The following is a 15,410-nucleotide window of genomic DNA, read 5'->3' as shown; positions in this document are numbered from 1 at the left end:
AGGTTGAAACACTATAGCGCATGCGCAGAGGAAAAACGGAGACAAACGGGCGCGGACAGATGCCGCGCCAGAGGATTAGAAGCTGGCGCTGACGCCGACATACGGGCCGTCAGCCACGGCGTTGTCGCGACGTCCTTCTTTACCGATCATGTCGATGTAGCGATAACCGGCCTCAACCGTCAGCGGGCGCATAATGGTGTAACGCGCACCGGCGTTCGCTTCCTGGTACTCTTTCACGCCGCTGGAGAGGGAATCCGGTGAGTAGTAGTACTCGCCGAAAATGCTAAAGCTGCTGGCAATTTTCCACTGCAACCCGCCACCAACGGCAACAGCATAACCTTCGCTGCCTACGTCCGGATTCAGATAAATACCTTTCCCGCCGACGGTCGCAAGGAACGGACCAAGGGGGATGTTGTAACCGAGCCCCAGGCCAGCGATATCACCATCATCTTCACTGTGCGCCCAGTTACCGCTCACGGCGATCCCGCTGGTTTCGGTACCCAAACCGAAACCAAAGTTGGTGTAATCTTTCCCAATCTGGCCGTTCAGACTCACGGCCTGCGCCCCAGCAGAGGCCAGCAATACGCTGGCTAAACCTAATAAAGCAACTTTCTTCATTTTTGATTTCCGCACATAACGGGCCTGATGCCCAAAAGCCTCTGATTGTACGCCTATTTTTCTGTCAGAAGAATGAATAAAAAGGTCAGGAAATATAGACGGGGTCAATTTTTCGATATCAGCGCTTGCGTTAACATTGCGCGTTCTGTTTATCCCTCTAAAGGAATTAACCATGCGACAACGGACGATTGTGTGCCCACTGATTCAAAACGACGGCGCCTATTTGCTGTGTAAAATGGCCGACGATCGCGGCGTTTTCCCCGGCCAATGGGCATTATCCGGCGGCGGTGTGGAGCCGGGCGAGCGGATTGAAGAGGCACTGCGCCGGGAGATCCGCGAGGAACTGGGTGACAAGCTGGAACTGAGCGAAATCACGCCGTGGACGTTTCGCGATGATATCCGGGTGAAAACTTACGCCGATGGCAGCAAAGAGCAAATCTATATGATTTACTTGATTTTTGATTGCATCAGCGTCAATCGCGAAGTCAGCATCAATGACGAATTTCAGGATTACGCGTGGGTGATGCCAGCGGATCTGCACCGCTACGATCTGAACGATGCGACCCGCAATACGCTAAGGATGAAAGGGGTGCTCTGAAAGTGCGCTCAGTGGCTGACCTTTTCCACCACTTCCGCAGGTAGCCCGGTTAATGTTGCCACGACATCGGGCGCCATTCCCTTTTCCAGCATCACTTTAGCAATGCGTAGCGCTTCTTGTTGAACTCCTTCGGCACGCCCCTTTTCCAGGCCAAACGTCATGCCTTCTTCGCGAAGAAATTGTGCAATGTTCATTAACGCCTCCTTTTGCTGGTGATCCGTGGTTCTGCTGGCAATGGCGGTGAGAAACGCTGCCGGATCGGCGGTATGCCCCGCTTTCAACAAATAATGCAGCAACGTCTTCAACTGTTCGCCGCCAGTGTAGCCCAGCGCCAGCAGGCTGACCAGTTGCTCCTGAAACTCCAGCATATCGCGTTGCCGAACATGTTTTTGTAACAGTTCAAGCATGGCAATACGTCGATGCTGCACAATTTCAGCATCGGGAAGTTGGGTGATATCCACCAGTGGAAACGCGTTGGTGTAGAGCTTTTCCGCCTGCAGTGGCAGCTGAAAGGCATCCAGCCAGCGTAGCGACCACGGATACGGTGTGACACGTCCATGATAAAAAAGCATCGGGATAACCATTGGCAATTCACCATGCCCTTTATCAAGATGACGCTGCATCGCAGCAATGGCATAGCGCATCAGAAGGCCATATTTTTATCCGGCGAGCTTTGGTGTTCAATCAAAGCATAAAGGTACCCGTCGCCCGCGCGCGTTTTCAGCGAGTAAAGAATATCGGAGTAGCAATATCGCAGGTCTTCCTCAACAAAACTGCCAGATTCCAGTTGAAGCGTGGAGAGATCACAGAGTGCAATCAAGTGCTCTGGCAGATGAATGTCGAAAAAATCACGGGCGGTTTGCGCGTGCGATAATAATTTACGAAACACCGCATCATGCGGTGTAGAAGAAGATGAATGCGGCATCGCTATCCCTGCGTTTCAGAAGCCAGGGCGCAAACTAACACACTTGTCGGAAGAGGTTTTATCGCTCAGTCAGTTTGTCGTGAAGGCTCGCAAAAATAGCCCTGCTGCTGTTTTTACGTGTTGCTGTGAAGGGTGCTAACCCACTGCTGAACAGCGCGGCGGGAGATTTTAATACCGCCATTTTTAAGCGCTGAGGGCAACATCAGCCAACGCACTGGCTGCTGGAATCGGGCCAGTTTATCGGCAACCCATTGACTCAGGTCATCGGCATTAATATCGCCTGTGCACTCCACCACCGCCACTGGACGCTGCCCAAATTCGGCGTCGTCCACCGGCACCACCAGCACCTGCTGCACCTGAGGGTGGCGGGCAATAATACGCTCAACGTCTTCTGGCTGGATACTTTCCCCGCCGCTGAAAAAAAGATTATCCAGACGGCCGTGAATAGTCAGGCAGCCATCATTCAGCTCGCCGCGATCGCGCGTGGCAAACCAGCCTTCGCTGTTCACCAGCGGGAGCAATTCTCCGTTGTACCAGTAGCCGGAAGCCATGCTGGCGGCGCGCAGCCAAACTTCTTCACCGACGATTTTCACTTCACGCCCTGGCAGGGCGTAACCGACATCAGGCTTGCCGTCTGCTTCTTTCGCACACACCGTCGAGGCAAACTCGGTTAAACCATAACCGCACCAGTTGCGGATCCCGCGCTCGCGTGCCTGCTGTGTGAGTTCGACGGGGATCGCCGCACCGCCCAATAACACCGCCTTCAGCGAGACCGGTACGTTGTCATTCAACAAGCGCCAGAGTTGAGTCGGAACCAGCGAGGCGTGGCTGCACCCGGCCAGCGCCTGCTCCAGCGGTGTTTTTTGCCGCACGGTGATCCGCGCGCCGGCCAGCAGCCAGCGCCACAAAATCCCCTGCCCGGAAACATGAAACAGCGGCAACGAGAGTAGCCAGTCGTCTTTCGCAGTAAACGGGATTAACGCCAGCACACCCTGCGCGCTGGCAAGATGCGCAGCACAAGTATGCACTGCGGCCTTCGGCAGCCCGGTCGAGCCGGAAGTCAGGGTCATCGACGCCAGCCGCTGTGGCTGCCAGTCAACGGCGTAATCATCGCCAGACTCGCTTACCACCAGTGATGTTAAGCTGGCATACGTCACATCAGACTCCAGATCGAGCGCGAAACGCAGCGTCAACTGTGGCAACAGCGCCTCCAGTTGCGTGGCGGGTAACTGCGGGTTCAGCGGTAAAACCCGCGCACCGCATTGCAACAGCGCCAGCCACGCCAGCAGCGTCTCTGGCTGGTTGCGCGCGCGTAGCATGACGCCGTCGCCCGACTGCACACCCTGGCGGGCAAACCCACTGGCCAGCCTATCAATGCGCGCACAAAGCTCACGCCAGTTAAGGCTTTGCTGCTCAAGGCGAATTGCGGCCTGTTCGCCACATACCTTGCGCCAGTAACGCCAGGGCCAGTCGGGAAAAATCATAGTAATGGTTCCAGCGCATCAACCTGCAAGCAGGGTAAATCACTGTCCGGCCAGCAACGGAGCAGCTGCGTTTGCATTAATTGCAGCGTATCGAGGCCGGGCACCGTTCCCGGCGTCAGCCAGGCGGCGATACGCGCCAGTTGCGTCAACCCAAGGCTCGATTCGATTGACGAACTGATAACGGTCGTCAGCCCCAGCGCTTTAGCCGTTGCGACTTGCTGTTGCACTTTCTGCAAACTGCCGGTCAGCATCGGTTTAATCACCACGGCGCCAACACCTGCTTGCGGCTCAAAACGAAAGTCCGCGTCACGCAGGCTTTCATCCCAGGCGAGGGTAATGCCGGTCTCGCGGGCAAACGCCAGTGATTCTTCGCGCGTCTTGCAGGGTTCTTCAAGAAACGCAATGCGCGAGCGATAAGCCGGATTGACATACTTCGCAAACTGCTGCGCTTTCAGCGGCGTCCAGGCACGGTTAGCATCGAGGCGCAAATAGAGATCGGGAATCGACTCCAGCAGCAAGTTGACCACCATGCCGTCACGCACCGCTTCATACAGCCCCACTTTCACTTTCGCCAGCTTTTCACCCGGAAGAGCAGCAAGCGCGGCGAACAGCTCATCCGGGTCACCGCTACACAGCATCGCGGCGCGGTAATCCGCCGCTTGCGGCAACGCATCGCTAAGCTCAGCCAGCGCGCAGCTCAAACCAAATGCTGCCGAAGGCTCGTCCGGCAACGGGGGCTGCGCACCGTCGCGCCAGTTATTCGCCCACGCCATCACAACGGGTTGAACGTCATCCAGTGTTTCCTGGCTAAAGCCCGGCAGAGGAGAAATTTCCCCCCAGCCTTCGCGCTCACCCTCTTTGAGATGAACGAACAACCCATCACGTGTTTTCAGGCGGCGCTCACGCAGCACCACCCCCGCATCAAGCGGGATTTGCCAGCGGTAAACCTGCGCCTGTCGCATTATGGGTTCCGTTTGAATTTGCTGAAATCAGGCTGGCGTTTTTCGTTAAACGCATTGCGGCCTTCCTGCCCTTCTTCAGTCATGTAGAACAGCATGGTGGCGTTACCCGCCAGCTCCTGCAGACCCGCCTGACCATCGCAGTCGGCGTTCAGCGCAGCTTTCAGGCAGCGCAGTGCCATTGGGCTGTTTTGCAGCATTTCGCGGCACCAGCGCACAGTCTCTTTTTCAAGATCGGCAACCGGCACAACGGTGTTGACCAGCCCCATATCCAGCGCCTGTTTGGCGTCGTACTGGCGACAGAGGAACCAGATTTCACGGGCTTTTTTCTGCCCAACGATGCGCGCCATGTAAGACGCGCCCCAGCCACCATCGAAGGAGCCGACTTTCGGGCCGGTCTGGCCGAAAATGGCGTTTTCCGCCGCAATAGTCAAATCGCACATCATGTGCAGCACGTGACCGCCGCCGATGGAGTAACCTGCCACCATCGCCACCACCGGTTTCGGGCAGGTGCGAATTTGGCGCTGGAAGTCCAGCACGTTGAGATGGTGTACACCAGAGTCATCCTGGTAACCGCCGTAATCGCCACGCACTTTTTGATCGCCACCGGAACAGAACGCTTTATCCCCTTCACCGGTCAAAATAATGACCCCGACGTTGTCGTCATAACGCGCGTCAGCCATGGCCTGAATCATCTCTTTTACCGTCAGCGGACGGAACGCGTTGCGCACCTGCGGGCGGTTAATGGTGATTTTGGCAATACCATCGGCCGATTTCTGATAACGGATATCGGTGTAACCTTCAGAACAGTCACGCCATTCAACCGGCGCATAAAGCATGTTTTCATCTGGGTGGATCATAGTGTGTCCTTTGTCTCAAGACGCAGAATACGCGCCAGAGCAGCAATAACGGCAGCGGGATTTTCCCGGTGCGCGTTGTGCCCGGCGGCAGGAATGGCGTGACAGTGGCGGGAGACTTGCGTCGCCAGCGCCTGAAATTTGCTGTCATGTTCACCGTATAAATAATGAATCGGCACAGAAAGTGTCTGAAGTGGGGCGCGCAAATCGGGCTGGCAGGACAACGAGGTCGCCTCCAGCATCGCCGCGAGCGTTGCACCGTTGTTCTCGCCGCGTTTTGCGACCAGCGCCGCCCGTTGCGATTCGCTCAGCGTGGCAAAAACGGGTTGCCGGTACCAGGCGTCAAACACGTCACTCAGCGGCGGCTGGCGAAAACGCGCAGCCCATTGCTGATCATTACGCAGTCGCTGCGCGCGCTCGTCAGCGGATGTCAGCCCTGGATGACCACCTTCAACCACCAGGCCGCACAGCCCGGCAGGATGTTGGCAGGCGTGATACATCGCCACGCGCCCACCGAGCGAATACCCCACCAGCCAGTAGTTGCGTACGTTGTAGTGCGCAAGGGTGATGCGCAGCAGTGCATCCATCTCATCAAAAGAAGCAACGCCAATATTGGCTGAACCGCCATGTCCGGGCAGATCGAGGTACACGCGCGGGAAATCACTCAGTGCTGCGCCGACCGGCTGCCACTCACGGTTATCGCCGGAAAAACCATGCAGAAACACCAGCCACGGTTGCGGTTGGTGCCCACCCAAGGTTTGACCGTGCAGGATCACAGCTGGCTCACCTGTGCCAGCAGCGTTTGTAATGTCCGCGCGCCGTCTGTCTCGTTCACCACCAGTTCAATCACCGTCGCACCGGGTTTACGCCAGGCGCCTTCCAGTGCCAGCTCAAGCTCAGCCCAATTCTCCGGCTGATGGTAAGCAAGGCTAAACATTGCCGCCGCATGCGAAAAGTGGACATTTTGCGGCATCAAATAAAACTGCTCGCGCTCGGCGGGCGGCGTTGGCAGTAACGAGAAAATTTGCCCGCCATTGTTATTCACCACCAGCAGGACGAACGGCGCAGAAGCCTGCCGCAACAGTGCCAGCGCATTGAGATCGTAAAGTGCGGAGAGATCGCCAACAATCGCAAGCGTAGGTCGCGCGGTGGCGCGCTGAACGCCCGCCGCCGTTGAAAGCAAACCATCGATACCGCTTGCGCCACGATTACTGTAAACCGGGTATCCCGCCGGGAGCTGCCCCAGCGCATCGACCAGCCGTACGACCAGACTGTTGCCGAGAAAAAGTTGACCTTGCTCTGGCAAATAATCCGCAATGCGGTGTGCCAGCTGTGCCTCGCCAAAAATATCACGCTTCGCACAAACGGTTTCCCAGGCCTGCGCTGAAAGGTGTGGGATTGCCTCGCACCACGGTGCACGCGGCTCAGCCGGATGCTGCTCCAGCCAGTCGGCCACGCTGGAAACTAACCGACGCCCGCGATGATGGGCTGGATCGAGCCGCCCTTGCAGGCGATCGATCAGCCAGTACTCTTCCGGTTCGCAGGTCGCCTGCCACTGCAACAGACGTTTACCGGTCAGGCTGCTGCCAAATTGCAACACAATCTGCGCCTGGTTCAGCTCGGCTACTGCCTGGCCATTGCCGAGCCAGAGATCGGCACACGGCAGCGGTTGTCCAGTCTGCGAAAGTGCATCGCCAATCAGCGGCCAGCCGAGGGTTTTCGCCCATTCAGCCAGTTGGCGACCTTCAGCCGCGCTCATGCGGCCAGCCACGATCACACCGCGTTTTTGTCGCCAGAAAAACCAGTCCCGCTGCGTTTCGCTGTTCACCCTATTCGGTGCGCACAGCCATGGCGTGTCAGCCTGCCACCAGTCACCCAGCGCCAGTTGCCAGGCAAGACCGGTATCATCCATTTCGCCATACAGCGGCTCGGCAAACGGGCAGTTAATGTGTACCGCGCCGCCCTGTAACGAACCCAACAGGTTATCAAGGGTGGAAACCAACCAGCGCGCAGGAATGTCCTGCGACGGACGCGGGAGCGCAAGAGATTTAGTGGGATGCGTGGCAAACATGCCCGGCTGGCGAATCGCCTGATTGGCGCCGCAATCAATCAGCTCTGGCGGTCGGTCCGCCGTCAGTAGCACCAATTTTTCGCCCGTCAGCCCGGCTTCAATTAGCGCAGGGTAAAGATTCGCCACCGCCGTGCCGGATGTCACGATCACCGCCACCGGCTCATTGCTGGCCTTTGCCAGCCCCAGCGCAAGGTGGCCTAAACCACGCTCATCAAAATGGGTGTGGTGAATAAAGGCGTGATTTTCCGCTGCGGCCAGCGTTAATGGGGTGGAACGGGATCCGGGGGCAATACACACATGCCTGACGCCGTGACGGGTAAGGGCTTCGAGGATCACCGCCGCCCAGCGTCGGTTAAATGAGCTTATCGACATGAATTTGTCCGGTATCAATATTACGGCTTAGTATAAGTAATCAGAAACTATGTATTTTTGATATGAGTCGGTTATGCGCGACTAAGTTGTAATAATGATCGCAATCCCGCCGCTTTGTTCTCAATTTCCTGCCACTCTTGCTCCGCGTCTGAACCGGAAACAATGCCCGCACCGGCGTAAAGACGTACGGTATTGCCGTCAATTTTTGCCGAACGCAATGCAACGCAGAACTCACTCTGTTGCCGCGAAAGATAACCCGCCGAACCGGCATACCACTCGCGCTGAAAAGGCTCATGACGCGCAATAAATGCCCGCGCCTCACGGCGTGGCAATCCTGCAACTGCCGCTGTCGGCTGGAGCATCTGCAGGCAGAGCGCGTCATCCGGCGTTTGCAGAACCGTCCAGATACAGCGGCGAAGATGCTGGACTTTACGCAACCGAACCACTTTCGGTGGCAGCACCTCCAGCGCACCGGTTTGCTGCTGCAAACGCTGGCAGATATCTTCCACTACCAGCATATTTTCACGCTGGTTTTTGTCATCAGCCATTAGCCAGTCGGCAAGCTGTTGCGCCTGCTGGTCATCTTCATGATTAGCGACCGTTCCGGCCAGCGCTTCAGTACGCAAGGCGCTGCCACGGCGACGCCACAGCCGTTCCGGCGTTGAGCCTAAAAAGGCCGTTTGCGCATTAAACGCCATCATGAAATGAAAACAGTGGTGATTGAGGCGACGGCTGGCGGCCATCAGCGCGGCGGCGTCCACCGCGTTGGCAAAATGGTAATCCGTTGCGCGGGCGAGCACGACTTTATCCAGCTCACCGCTTTCCAGCGTTTGTAACGCCTGCGCGATGAGCGTTCGCCAGCCATCGCGCCCGGGGATGTGATGTTGCTCAAGGCACGTTTGCTGTACGTTTTCCAGCGGTGTCGGTTCCACCAGCGCTGAAAGAAACGCGAGCGCGCGCTGCGCGTCGTCATGCAGGGAAGTCTCGCTGAAAATATACACGCGCAGAAAGGCATGACCACCTTCCCGCCGCCACTCCAGGCGCGGTAAAAACAGTTCACCCTGCGTGGGATCAAACGCATTAAGCCCCCAGATGCGCACATCTTCGGCGCAATGCTGAAGGAACTGTTGAGCCAGGGGTAAAGAAGAGAAACGGCACAATGCACCCAGCGCGGCAGCTTCGTCATCGCCGTTACGTTGCTGCCAGTAAAATTGCGGCCAGACGCGCTGACTGGCGAGCCAGGCCAGGGGGTCAAAAGCGTCGTTTAACGGGAAAGGCGCATCAAAAAAGCAAAATCCTGACGACCGGGGAATATCGTCGATCAGGCAGCGGTGTATGTGTGAAAGCGCCGAGGAAATGGAGTACACGCGAGCCCCTCCCTGTTAAAAACCACATAGTATACGGGGTACTTAGCGTAATAACAGTACCCCCTTCCAGGGAGGGGAAGTGAAACGTTAGCGGCGGGCTAACAGCAGACCGAGCACCAGGCCAACTGCGGCACCGGCACCAATGCCCTGCCACGGTTTTTCATGCACATAGTCGTCTGCACGATAGACGGCTTTTTTCGCACGGTAGTAGTACGTATCCGATGCACTGCTGACGCGATTTTTCACTTCATGCAGCGCCTGTTCGGCACGGGCCTTCAACTCAATGTACTTTTGATCTGCGGGGTCGCCCGATGAGCGGAGAATTTCTTCCAGCGTTTCGCTCAGCAGGGTCAGGTCGTCATCAATATGTGATTCATAAGAATGATATGCCATCTGTTGTCTCCATGTTATGCACCTGTCCGCTAACTATAGACAAAGGCTGCCGGTTACGCCTGGCGGATCTCGCGCGCCATCCCGATATGTGCAATACCATCTTCGTCATACACCTCCGTCACCGCCTGGAAACCAAAATGCGCATAGAAGGATTGGAGATGCGCCTGCGCGCCCAGATATAGCGCGTGTTGCGGCCAGTGTTGCTCGCAGGAAAGCACCGCGCGTTCCATCAGCTGGTAGCCCAGTTTTTCACCGCGAACCTGCGCACTGACAATCACCCGACCAATAGCAACCGGTGATACATCATCATCACTTTTCAGAATCCTCGCATACGCCACCAGTTCGTCACCTTTCCAGCCGAGAATATGGCGGTTCTCGCCCACCAGGTCATCACCATCCACATCCAGATAAGCGCAAGCCTGCTCAACAACAAACACGGCACAGCGTAATTTCAGTAACGCATACAACTCAGAAACGGTCAGTTCGGAATGGTGCACATCCTGCCAGCGGATCATGTTGTTCTCCTTATTCGTTGTGTCCTCGTTATACTAGATTCTTTTTCATTCGGGCAAAGATTGTGGAACTGATTTTCTTAGGCACCTCTGCGGGCGTACCTACACGGACGCGTAATGTCACGGCGATGCTGCTCAATTTACAACATCCAACCCGCGCCGGGCTTTGGCTGTTTGATTGTGGCGAAGGAACACAGCACCAAATGCTGCGCACCGCATTTCATCCTGGCAAACTGGATAAAATTTTTATTACTCACCTGCACGGCGATCATCTTTTCGGTCTGCCTGGGTTGCTGTGTAGCCGCTCGATGGCTGGCAATGTTCAGCCACTGCAGATTTATGGTCCGAAAGGTATTCGCGAGTTTGTGGAAACCACGCTGCGGCTTAGCGGTTCATGGACTGATTATCCGCTGACTATTGAGGAAATTACGCCGGGGCTGGTGGTGGATGATGGTTTGCGCAAAGTGACTGCTTATCCGCTGTCGCACCCGGTGGAGTGCTACGGTTATCGTATTGAAGAGCATGATAAACCCGGCGCGCTGAATGCGGCGGCGTTAAAAGCGCAAGGTATCCCGGCTGGGCCGCTGTTCCAGCAATTAAAAGAGGGCAAAACCGTTACATTGCCTGACGGGCGCATCGTGAATGGCGCGGATTATCTTGCCCCGGCGGAAAGCGGAAAAAAACTGGCGATTTTTGGCGACACCGCGCCCTGCCCGGCGTCTCTGGAGCTGGCGCAAAACGTTGATTTACTGGTGCATGAAGCCACGCTTGAGCAGGCAATGGAGGAAAAAGCGAACAGCCGGGGGCACAGTTCAACCCGCCAGGCTGCACAGCTTGCCGCCGACGCCGGTGCAAAAAAGTTGGTGATTACGCATCTCAGTTCACGCTATGACGAACAGGGCGGCCTGTCGATGCTCGCCGAGTGTAAAACGTACTTTTCGCAAACGACATTGGCTGAGGATTTTGCGGTAGTTCACATTTGATTTTAATTTAGGCACTCTATTTTTTCTCCACCATGCCGATAATAGATATACGCAGGCATTTCCTATTTGAGGGCATGATGGACAATTTCCAGAAAGACATCGATGACAGGGCGAATCTTACTCTGTCGAACCGGTTTGAGCTGTTGCTGTTTCGCCTTGGCACATCGTTAGATGCCACCAAATCCGAGTTATTTGGCATCAACGTGTTTAAGCTACGCGAAATCGTACCGATGCCCACCTTTACCCGTCCCGCAGGGATGAAAGCGCCACTAATGGGGATGGTCAATATCCGCGATCAAGTTATCCCGGTAATTGACCTCGCTGCGGTGGCGGGCTGTAAACCTGCAAGCGGCCTGAATATCTTACTGATTACGGAATATGCCCGTAGCGTGCAGGCATTTGCCGTTGAGTCCGTGGAAAATATTACCCGCCTGGACTGGAAACAGGTGCACACGGCCGAAAAAGCGATTAATGGTCGCTACATCACCAGTATTGCCTGCCTGGATGACGACAAGGATACCAACAACCTGGCGATGGTGCTGGATGTTGAGCAGATCCTGTATGACATCGTGCCTGCGGATCATGACGTCCACGGCGAGCATGTGCCGGACAAGAAATTCAACCTGAAGCCGGGTTCTGTTGCCATAGTGGCGGAAGACTCCAAAGTGGCGCGCGCCATGCTGGAAAAAGGCCTCAACGCGATGCAGATCCCGAATGCGATGCATATCACCGGCAAAGACGCATGGGAAAAAATCCAGTTGCTGGCGCAACAGGCCGATTCTGAAGGCGTTCCAGTGAGTGATAAGATCTCTATGGTGCTAACCGACCTGGAGATGCCAGAGATGGATGGTTTTACCTTAACGCGTCTTATCAAAACCGATCCGCGTTTGAAAAACATCCCGGTGGTGATCCACTCGTCGCTCTCCGGTAGCGCTAACGAAGATCACGTACGTAAAGTGCAAGCAGACGGTTATGTGGCGAAATTCGAGATTAACGAACTCTCTTCCGTGATTCAGGAAGTGCTGGATCGCGCTGCGAATAATATTCGCGGCCCGCTGATTAGCCACCACCAGGTGAATTCCACCCCGCTGCTGGCGAAATAATCATTCGCTGTTTATCTCGTTAGTCCATAAAAAAACCGCCGATATCGGCGGTTTTTCTTTACCTGTTTCCAGGCTTACATCATCGGCATCGCCAGTTGAACGATGCTGATCAGCGGCTGCGGATAGATACCTAACAGCAGCACCAGCAGGGCGGAGATAAGCACCACGATCCCGCCTGCGCTATAAGCCCAGTTAGACGGTGCATCGCGGTTCAACTGCTGCGGTGCGTTCAGGTAGAGACTCACCGCCACGCGCAGGTAGTAGTACAAACCAATTGCCGAGCCAAGAACCACGGCGGCAGTCAGCCACCACAAGTGCGCTTCAACACCGACCGCCAGAATGTAGAACTTACCGATAAAGCCCAGCGTCATCGGAATACCCGCCAGCGACAGCATCATCACGGTCATTACCGCAGACAGGATCGGACGGTGCCAGAACAAACCACGGTAGGAGTAGAGCGACTCTGCATCCGGGCCACGATACGGGCTGGACATCAGGCTGACCACACCAAACGCGCCAAGGCTGCTGAACAGATAACCGGCCAGGTAAACCCCGACGGATTCCATCGACATCTGGCCACCTTGTAGCGCAATCAGCGCCACCAGCAGATAACCCAGGTGCGAAATAGACGAGAAGCCCAGCAGACGTTTAATGTTGGTCTGGCTCAGCGCCATCAGGTTACCGAAGATGATGGAGGCGAAGGCGATGATACCCAGAACCACACGAACTGCTTCGCTTTCACCTACCGGTGCGTACAGGAACAGACGCATCAGCACGCCAAAGATGGCGATTTTACTGGCGGTGGCCAGGAAAGTGGAAACCGGCGCCGGTGCACCCTGGTAAACGTCTGGCGTCCACAGATGGAACGGCACCAGCGAGAGTTTAAAGCCAAGACCGACAATCATCATGCCCAGACCCGCCAACAGCAGCGGTTCATGCAACATGCCTTCGCCCAGGCTTTTACCGATCGCCACAAACGCCAGGTTGCCGGTTTGCGCATAAACCAGCGCAATACCGAACAGCAGGAACGAGGAGGCGGCAGCGGACAAAATGGTGTATTTGATACTGGCTTCCAGCGAGCGTTTCTGGCGGAAGGCGTAGCCTACCAGCCCGAACAGCGGCAGAGAAATCAGTTCAATACCGAGGAACAGCGCCGCCATGTGATTAGCGTTCGCCAGCAGAATGCCGCCGAGCGCGGCAATCAGTACCAGCAGATAAAACTCTTCTTTGTTATCGCTGTACCCTTCCAGCCACGGATAGGCAAACGTGCAGGTGGCGAGGCTCGCCAACAGCACCAGCCCGGTGTAAAGCATGGCGTAGCCGTCGACACGCATCAGCGGGGTGACATCCATCGCCCCAGCCTGGCCGACGAACCACAAAGAGAGCAGCGCGACGTTCAGGCCAATGACCGACAGCGTGGCATTGAGAAAATGGTTGCGTCGCCACGCAATGGAGAGCATCACAACCACCACCGTCAATCCGACGATTAGCAGCGGCAGCAGCGCAATCAGGTGTTGTGGAGTTATCGTCATGGCGATTTACGGCCTTGTAGTAGTAACAGAATTAACAAACCACTGCTGGATATTGCCCATCGCGGCGTGCGATGTATCCAGAATCGGCTGCGGATAGAAGCCAAGCAGTACCAGAAGCACAACCAGGATCAGAATCATAAACAGCTCGCGCAGCGACAGACCCCGCAGTTCCTGGTTGGCGAGTTCGCTTTTCGCCTTGCCGAAGTAAGCACGATGCAGCATCGCCAGCGAGTACACCGACGCAAATACCAGGCCGAAGGTGGAAATCACCGTGATCGTCGGCACAACCTGATAGCTGCCGAAGAGGATCATGAATTCACCCACGAAGTTACCGGTACCCGGCATCCCAAGCGTTGCGACGGCAAAGAACATCGACAGCGCTGGCAGCCACTTAATTTTGCTCCACAAACCGCCCATCATACGCATATCGCGCGTATGCAGACGTTCGTAAAGCTGACCGCACAGAATAAACAGCCCCGCAGCAGAAAGACCGTGGGCAATCATCTGAATCACTGCACCCTGGTAAGCAAGCTGGCTGCCGGTGTAGATAGCAATCAGTACAAAGCCCATGTGAGACACAGAGGTGTACGCGATCAGACGTTTGATATCGGTCTGAGTGAATGCCATCCACGCGCCGTAGAAGATACCAATCACGCCAAGCCACATGGCGATAGGCGCAAACTCTGCCGACGCATTCGGAAACAGCGGCAGCGAGAAGCGCAGCAGACCGTAAGCAGCGGTTTTCAACAAGATCCCCGCGAGGTCAACAGAACCGGCGGTCGGAGCCTGTGAGTGAGCGTCCGGTAACCAACCGTGCAGCGGCACCACCGGCATTTTTACCGCAAAGGCGATGAAGAAACCGAGCATCAACAGATATTCGACATTGCCGGACATCGGCGTCTTCAACAGATCTTCGTAAGCGAAAGTCCATACGCCTGTCGCGTTGTAGTGCACCAGCACCAGCGCCAGGATGGCAATCAGCATGACCAGACCGCTCGCCTGGGTATAAATGAAGAACTTGGTCGCCGCGGTAATACGCGTCTTCCCGTCGGAGGCTTTGTGGCCCCATAGCGCGATCAGGAAGTACATCGGCACCAGCATCATTTCCCAGAAGAAGAAGAACAGGAACATGTCGATGGCAAGGAACACGCCGATAACGCCGCCGAGGATCCACATCAGGTTCAGGTGGAAGAAGCCCTGATATTTCTCGATTTCACGCCAGGAGCAGAGCACCGCCAGCACGCCGAGGAAACCAGTCAGCACGACCATCAACAGCGACAAACCATCCATCGCCAGATGAATGCTAATGCCAAAGCGCGGGATCCAGTCATGCTTGAACGTTTCCTGCCACTGCGGAAGGCCGGAGGCTTGCGTCAGAGAATAGCCGCCCTGCAACCAGAGTTGCAGAGAAAGCGCCAGCGTCAGTCCCATGGTGATCAACGCGATCCAACGCGGCACTTTCACGCCGAAGCGCTCGGTCTGCCAGCAGAGGAAGCCGCCGATAAAGGGAATCAGAATTAGCCAGGGTAGTAACATGGCGATTTTTGTTCCTTGTTTAAGTCCGCCTCAGGCTATCTTGCTCGTCACAGTGAACCCCGGCTGTGCTCGCAATCCTCACGTACATCTGTACGCTCCG

At 55.9% G+C, this 15,410-nt stretch carries 14 protein-coding genes and 1 pseudogene; 3 read left to right on the top strand and 12 right to left on the bottom strand.

The features are described from left to right. Nucleotides 1–75: 75 nt before the first annotated feature. Complete coding sequence (locus ACFX4O_RS17890; protein WP_380210586.1) at nucleotides 76–618, bottom strand: YfaZ family outer membrane protein; 543 nt, start codon at nucleotides 616–618, stop codon at nucleotides 76–78. A gap of 172 nt (nucleotides 619–790) precedes the next feature. On the opposite strand from ACFX4O_RS17890, the gene nudI reads away from it, so the two are divergent. Further along, on the top strand, nucleotides 791–1,216 hold the full coding sequence (nudI, locus tag ACFX4O_RS17885; RefSeq protein WP_380210583.1) for a nucleoside triphosphatase NudI: 426 nt from the start codon (nucleotides 791–793) through the stop codon (nucleotides 1,214–1,216). A gap of 8 nt (nucleotides 1,217–1,224) precedes the next feature. On the opposite strand, the pseudogene ACFX4O_RS17880 reads toward nudI, so the two are convergent. From ACFX4O_RS17880 to ACFX4O_RS17840, 9 genes and pseudogenes are all read right to left on the bottom strand, one after another. Then, nucleotides 1,225–2,141: pseudogene (locus tag ACFX4O_RS17880) on the bottom strand (Rpn family recombination-promoting nuclease/putative transposase). Between the two features lie 113 nt (nucleotides 2,142–2,254). Beyond that, a complete protein-coding gene (gene menE, locus ACFX4O_RS17875) occupies nucleotides 2,255–3,625 on the bottom strand; it encodes an o-succinylbenzoate--CoA ligase (protein ID WP_380210581.1) in 1,371 nt (456 codons plus the stop codon). Continuing rightward, nucleotides 3,622–4,587, bottom strand: a complete 966-nt coding sequence (gene menC / locus ACFX4O_RS17870; RefSeq protein WP_380210579.1) for an o-succinylbenzoate synthase — start codon at nucleotides 4,585–4,587, stop codon at nucleotides 3,622–3,624. Before menC ends, menE begins: the two co-directional genes overlap by 4 nt. Next, entirely contained in the window at nucleotides 4,587–5,444 is an 858-nt protein-coding gene (gene menB / locus ACFX4O_RS17865) for a 1,4-dihydroxy-2-naphthoyl-CoA synthase (protein ID WP_131406875.1), read from the bottom strand. The genes menC and menB overlap by 1 nt, the downstream gene beginning before the upstream one ends. Continuing rightward, nucleotides 5,441–6,217: a 2-succinyl-6-hydroxy-2,4-cyclohexadiene-1-carboxylate synthase gene (menH, locus tag ACFX4O_RS17860; RefSeq protein ID WP_380210577.1), complete on the bottom strand. Its 777-nt coding sequence runs from the start codon at nucleotides 6,215–6,217 to the stop codon at nucleotides 5,441–5,443. The genes menB and menH overlap by 4 nt, the downstream gene beginning before the upstream one ends. Beyond that, entirely contained in the window at nucleotides 6,214–7,884 is a 1,671-nt protein-coding gene (gene menD, locus ACFX4O_RS17855; RefSeq protein ID WP_380210575.1) for a 2-succinyl-5-enolpyruvyl-6-hydroxy-3-cyclohexene-1-carboxylic-acid synthase, read from the bottom strand. Before menD ends, menH begins: the two co-directional genes overlap by 4 nt. 71 nt (nucleotides 7,885–7,955) lie before the next feature. Then, nucleotides 7,956–9,251 carry an isochorismate synthase MenF gene (gene menF / locus ACFX4O_RS17850; protein ID WP_380210573.1) on the bottom strand — a complete coding sequence of 432 codons (1,296 nt, stop codon included), beginning with the start codon at nucleotides 9,249–9,251 and terminating at the stop codon, nucleotides 7,956–7,958. An 87-nt stretch (nucleotides 9,252–9,338) separates the two neighbouring features. Next, nucleotides 9,339–9,644 (bottom strand): stress response protein ElaB, encoded by a 306-nt coding sequence (gene elaB / locus ACFX4O_RS17845; RefSeq protein WP_017458585.1) that lies wholly within the window; start codon nucleotides 9,642–9,644, stop codon nucleotides 9,339–9,341. 53 nt (nucleotides 9,645–9,697) lie between these two features. Beyond that, complete coding sequence (locus tag ACFX4O_RS17840) at nucleotides 9,698–10,159, bottom strand: GNAT family N-acetyltransferase (RefSeq protein ID WP_380210571.1); 462 nt, start codon at nucleotides 10,157–10,159, stop codon at nucleotides 9,698–9,700. 62 nt (nucleotides 10,160–10,221) lie between these two features. Here ACFX4O_RS17840 and rnz point away from each other — a divergent pair, with 62 nt between their 5' ends. Next, nucleotides 10,222–11,139: a ribonuclease Z gene (gene rnz, locus ACFX4O_RS17835; RefSeq protein WP_380210569.1), complete on the top strand. Its 918-nt coding sequence runs from the start codon at nucleotides 10,222–10,224 to the stop codon at nucleotides 11,137–11,139. A 77-nt stretch (nucleotides 11,140–11,216) separates the two neighbouring features. After that, nucleotides 11,217–12,242 carry a chemotaxis protein gene (locus ACFX4O_RS17830; protein ID WP_131406945.1) on the top strand — a complete coding sequence of 342 codons (1,026 nt, stop codon included), beginning with the start codon at nucleotides 11,217–11,219 and terminating at the stop codon, nucleotides 12,240–12,242. A gap of 74 nt (nucleotides 12,243–12,316) precedes the next feature. Here the strand turns inward: ACFX4O_RS17830 and nuoN are convergent, their stop codons facing one another. Together nuoN and nuoM are read right to left on the bottom strand one after the other, a co-directional pair. Then, the gene (gene nuoN, locus ACFX4O_RS17825) at nucleotides 12,317–13,774 is read right to left on the bottom strand and encodes an NADH-quinone oxidoreductase subunit NuoN (RefSeq protein ID WP_131406863.1); all 1,458 of its coding nucleotides are present in this window, start codon (nucleotides 13,772–13,774) and stop codon (nucleotides 12,317–12,319) included. A 6-nt stretch (nucleotides 13,775–13,780) separates the two neighbouring features. Further along, the gene (nuoM, locus tag ACFX4O_RS17820; RefSeq protein WP_380210567.1) at nucleotides 13,781–15,310 is read right to left on the bottom strand and encodes an NADH-quinone oxidoreductase subunit M; all 1,530 of its coding nucleotides are present in this window, start codon (nucleotides 15,308–15,310) and stop codon (nucleotides 13,781–13,783) included. Nucleotides 15,311–15,410: the final 100 nt, after the last annotated feature.

The sequence above is a fragment of the Kosakonia sp. YIM B13571 genome (genome assembly GCF_042788095.1).
In the GTDB taxonomy this organism is placed as follows: Bacteria; Pseudomonadota; Gammaproteobacteria; order Enterobacterales; family Enterobacteriaceae; genus Kosakonia; species Kosakonia quasisacchari.
The sequence above is the reverse complement of the archived record's forward strand: the minus strand, read 5'-3'. Positions and strand labels throughout refer to the sequence as shown.